We start from the raw sequence: 4477 nt of genomic DNA on the forward strand, positions 1-4477 counted from the left end.
CGCACGCCGAGCCGCGAGCGGGACCGGCCGGTGCCCGCCTCGGCTCGCTCAGGCCGGGTGGGCTCGACCGCGCATCCGGAGGCCCACCGGCTCACCACGCGGACCGATCTCTCGGACACCGTGCTTGGCCCGCGGAACTACACGCCTCGGCGGATCGGGCTCCTCGCCGTCGTCGCCATCATTCTTTTGGTGACGGTGTCGTTCCCCCTGCGCAATCACTACCAGTTCCTCTCGGACGAGAAGGCGGTGGCGCAGGAGCGGGCCGCGCTGCAGGCCACGATCGCCGAGCTCGAGGCCGAGGAGCAGTTGCTCGCCGATCCGGCGTACATCGAGCAGCAGGCCCGGATCCGCTTCGGTGCCGTCAAGCCGGGGGAGACCCCGTACCGGGTGAGCCCGGTGGATCCGGTGGAGCAGGCGGCGGCCGAGCAGCGGGCGGCCGAGTTGGCGGCGCTGCCGTGGCAGACGCGGGTGTGGGATTCCATCTCCGTGCCCGCCGATCCCGTCTTCCCGGAGAACTCGAGTCTCCCGGGGGGTACGTCGGTCCTCGAGGGCACCAGCATCCCCGGCGGCCCCGACACCCCGGCCGTTCCGGTGGACCCAGAGCGCGGGAACCTCGACATCGACACCCCGGGTGCCGCCCCGCAACCCCAACCACAGGAGGACCCCCCAGCGTGAGCGCCGAACACAGCGTGTCCAGTGACGATCTCGAGGCGATCGAGGCCCAGCTGGGCCGGCGGCCGCGCGGGGTGCTGGAGGTGTCCTACCGCAGCCCCGACGGCAGGCCCGGGGTGGTCAAGACCGCGCCGCGACTGGAGGACGGCACCCCGTTCCCCACGCTGTACTACCTCACCGATCCGCGGCTCACCGCCGAGGCGAGTCGGCAGGAATCCGCGGGGATCATGAGGGGGATGACGACGAGGTTGACCGCCGACCCCGAGATGGCCCTCAACTACACCCAGGCTCATGAGCGGTATCTGTCCCAGCGCAACGAGATCGAGGACCTCGGGACGGACTTCTCCGGTGGCGGGATGCCCGAGCGGGTCAAGTGCCTCCACGTATTGATGGCGTACGCGCTGGCCGAGGGGCCCGGCGTGGTGTGGCTGGGCGATGAGTCCGTGGCCCTGGCTTGCGAGGCCGGCCTGCGCGGCAACGCGCTGCCCGAGGACTGGCCCACTCCCAAGGAGTTGGGCGTGCCCGACTATTACGCGCAGGAGCAGGAGTGACCGCGACTGCTACCGATGGCACTGGCCGGGGCGGGCCTGTTCGCGTCGGCGCTGTGGACTGCGGAACCAACTCCATCCGCCTGCTCGTCGCCGAGGGCGTACCTGGCCAGCCCGGGCTCACGGACGTCCACCGCGAGATGCGGATCATCCGGCTGGGCGAGGGCGTGGACGCCACCGGCAGGCTCTCGCCCGAAGCGATCTCCCGGTGCCGCACCGCGCTCACCGACTACGCGGCCACCATGGCTGAGCTCGGTGTGCAGTCGGTGCGGATGGTCGCCACTTCAGCCACCCGCGATGCCAGCAATAAAGACCAATTCTTCGGTATGACCGCCGAGGTGCTCGGTGAGCACTTCCCGAGCGCGCAGGCCGAGGTGATCAGTGGGCAGACCGAGGCCGAGCTGACCTTCGCCGGCGGAGTGACCGACCTCGACCCGACCGACGGACCGTTCGTGGTGACTGACCTCGGCGGTGGGTCGACGGAGATCGTGGTGGGCGAGCTACTTGACGGAGAGGTCCGGATCCTCGGAGCCCGCAGCCTCGACGTGGGCTGCGTGCGCCTCACCGAGCGGGTGCTCCACTCGGACCCGCCCACCGCAGCTGAGATCGCTGAGGCCCGCACCGTGATCGCCGACGCCCTGGCCGAGGCCGGCGACGTGCCAGTCGGCCGGGCCGCTCGCTGGGTGGGCGTGGCCGGCACGTTCACGACGCTTTCAGCGTTGGCGCAGGGGCTGGGGAAGTACGACCCCGAGCGGATCCACGGCAGCGTGATCCCGCTCGATCGTATGCGCGAGGTCTGCGACCGGTTGGTTGCCTCGTCGGTGACGGAGCGCCGCAGTCTGGGACCGATGCACCCGGGCCGCGCGGACGTGATCGGCGGGGGTTCCCTCGTGGTCCAGGCGCTGTGTGATGTGATGGCAGAGCGCGTGGGGTTGTCGGAGCTCACGGTGAGTGAGAAGGACATCCTGGACGGCATCGCGATGTCGGTGCTGACCCGCCTGGCCAGCTAGTTCGGCCTGGCGCGCTGTGCGCCACCCGGCCCCGCCCCGGCGGGGTCGACAGGCCCCCATAGCCCAATTGGCAGAGGCAGACGGCTTAAAACCGTTTCAGTGTCGGTTCGAGTCCGACTGGGGGTACCGTTGCGACCTAGAAGTATTTCGCGAGATAAGCCCGAAGTTCTGGGTCGCAGACATAGACATAGGTTCCGAGCATCCCTCGAGTGAGCAAGACGGCGTAGATGTTCTGTATGTAGCGGACAAGTTCGTCGTTGGTGAACTTGCGCTGCTTGTTTCTCTGGATGCTTTTTCCGTCGAAGAACTGTGCTCGGTCAAACTTCATTTCTCCGGACTGCGGGGAGTAAGTAAGGTCCGGTCCGATGATGACGCCCGCGTAATTGAGGTCGTAACCCTGGATAGTGTGTATAGATCCAATCTCATCAATGGAGTTCGCGCTATTTACCCAATCGACGTCCGTTTGATTCCACCGAAATTTGGATCCGTCGATCACGATGTCATAGGCAGACTTATCGTTCTTTGACTGCCACTGCCACGCGTACCCGGCTAGGAATCGGGATAACCCCACTTCCTTTTCGCGAGTTCGAATCGCGCTTACAAAATCTCCAAAATCGGAGAATAGCCGAAGTTCGTAGCCTTCGAAGTGCTGCCGCGCGGGCTGTTCGTTCGAAAGCACTCGCCTGATGTATCCGACATAGTCCTGGTCAGACTTGACGCGCATCTGGGATGAAAGGCGGTACGAGCGGGTCTCAATATCGATCGAATCGACCAAGGCGTCCAGCGACGCCTTGGAAACATCCATTGTTCTTACGCTTTGCGCTGAATCAAGCAGGTAGATCTGATGCCTGCTTTGCTGATTGATCCAGTCAAGCTGAGTGTATTTAGGGTCGTCTTCTCCAAAGAGCTTTTCGTTAATCTCTCGAAACTCGATGTTCTTCATCGCAGAGGGCATGTTCGCACGTTGGCTGAGTCGATGGGTTTCATCGACAATCAGCAGGTCGTACTCGGACTCACTTTGTCCGACTTGGAATGGTGTGAGTACTGCGATAGGCGAAAGTCCCGGAGTCTTCTTGAAAACTTCTTGAATAGATTTTCGAAGTGACTGTTGCGGCACGACGAGGCCGATCTGGAAATTCTTGAGAAGCTCAGGGAAGCCCGGCGCGAAGAACTCGCTGAGGAGGGAGTCGCCTTCGGGCTGTTCGGTTTCTTCTGTGCTCTGGATGTCGGACAGGAGCTTCATGAGATAGATGGCGATGACCGTTTTTCCGGTTCCGGGGTTTCCGTGAATCAGGATCCGACTTTCCCGATCGTTTTCGAGATCCTCGAAGAGTCCGCTGAGGATGTCCTCGACCGTGATGGTCTGTTCTTGATTCAGCGCCTTGAAAGGCGAGAGTTTGAAAAGGTCAGTATTCTCAATTTCGGCTACTGTGCGAGTGAAGATACCCTCCGAGCGGAGCTCTTCGAAAATCTGGTCAAATTTCTCTTGATATCCAGGGCGTCCGTAGTAATCGGCATTAGTGATCCCGTCATTTCTGTTGAGGATCTTGAATTTTCCATCGCCAGCGGCCAACCGAATCAGATAACTTTCCAGGTCGAGGCATACCGACTTATTGAAAGTTTCGTCGATGATCACTCGGGCGTGATTCAGCTGGTGTTTTTTGCCGGAGTCAATGTGCTGACGTAGGCGGCCGGACCCATTTATCGATTCACCAATGTAGATTTCAGACTGGCCGTCAAGGGTATAGACGACCGGCCAGTTCTTATGCCGTGGGTCTGTATCGGCCCACACGCTCACCGCGTCAGGGTCAAAGGCGAACTTGTCGATCCTAAAGCCTGTCATACTTGTCGCTGCGTCCTCTGGCGGTTGCGGTGGGGTACTTTTCTCGGGTGATAGCGAGCTTTTCCAAAACTAACCGCTCGGGGGATTCTCCGAGACGATCTGCCAAGAGGTAGGCATATGTAAGCACATCTGCGAGTTCAAGACGCACCTCCGTTATGTCGTAGTCGTCGGACCACTGGAAACACTCTAGTAGCTCTGCTGCTTCGATCGATACCGACTTTGCTAGGTTTGCGGGAGAGTGAAACTGCGCCCAGTCTCGCTCCGCTACGAACAGACGTAGCTCGTCCCGTACGTGCCGTTGAGGAGAATCCATGTGACCATCTTGACAGCGCGGCGTTGATGGCGCGCGGTGTCTTCGCGAAAGGCTGTGGAATGGGATGAGTATTTGGAGGCTTGGGGGCCAC

5 protein-coding genes and 1 tRNA gene are annotated in these 4477 nt (G+C 61.8%); 4 read left to right on the top strand and 2 right to left on the bottom strand.

Translation table 11 applies throughout. The annotated features are described in order from the left end of the window. The 4 genes from G6021_RS15455 to G6021_RS15470 form a co-directional block, all read left to right on the top strand. Positions 1 to 675: septum formation initiator family protein (locus tag G6021_RS15455; protein ID WP_182641674.1), on the top strand; the 675-nt coding region annotated here is incomplete at its 5' end. Beyond that, on the top strand, positions 672 to 1223 hold the full coding sequence (locus G6021_RS15460) for a DUF501 domain-containing protein (protein ID WP_182610472.1): 552 nt from the start codon (positions 672 to 674) through the stop codon (positions 1221 to 1223). The genes G6021_RS15455 and G6021_RS15460, both read left to right, overlap by 4 nt. A gap of 53 nt (positions 1224 to 1276) precedes the next feature. After that, on the top strand, positions 1277 to 2230 hold the full coding sequence (locus tag G6021_RS15465) for a Ppx/GppA phosphatase family protein (protein WP_347238346.1): 954 nt from the start codon (positions 1277 to 1279) through the stop codon (positions 2228 to 2230). Positions 2231 to 2282: 52 nt separating this feature from the next. Continuing rightward, positions 2283 to 2356 (top strand) — tRNA-Leu (locus G6021_RS15470). A gap of 10 nt (positions 2357 to 2366) precedes the next feature. Here the strand turns inward: G6021_RS15470 and G6021_RS15475 are convergent. Both G6021_RS15475 and G6021_RS15480 read right to left on the bottom strand, forming a co-directional pair. After that, a complete protein-coding gene (locus G6021_RS15475) occupies positions 2367 to 4028 on the bottom strand; it encodes a DUF2075 domain-containing protein (RefSeq protein WP_259847534.1) in 1662 nt (553 codons plus the stop codon). Between the two features lie 31 nt (positions 4029 to 4059). Beyond that, positions 4060 to 4386 (bottom strand): nucleotide pyrophosphohydrolase, encoded by a 327-nt coding sequence (locus G6021_RS15480; protein WP_182610469.1) that lies wholly within the window; start codon positions 4384 to 4386, stop codon positions 4060 to 4062. Positions 4387 to 4477: the final 91 nt, after the last annotated feature.

This window comes from Dietzia sp. CW19, assembly GCF_014145265.1.
Lineage (GTDB): Bacteria > Actinomycetota > Actinomycetes > Mycobacteriales > Mycobacteriaceae > Dietzia > Dietzia natronolimnaea.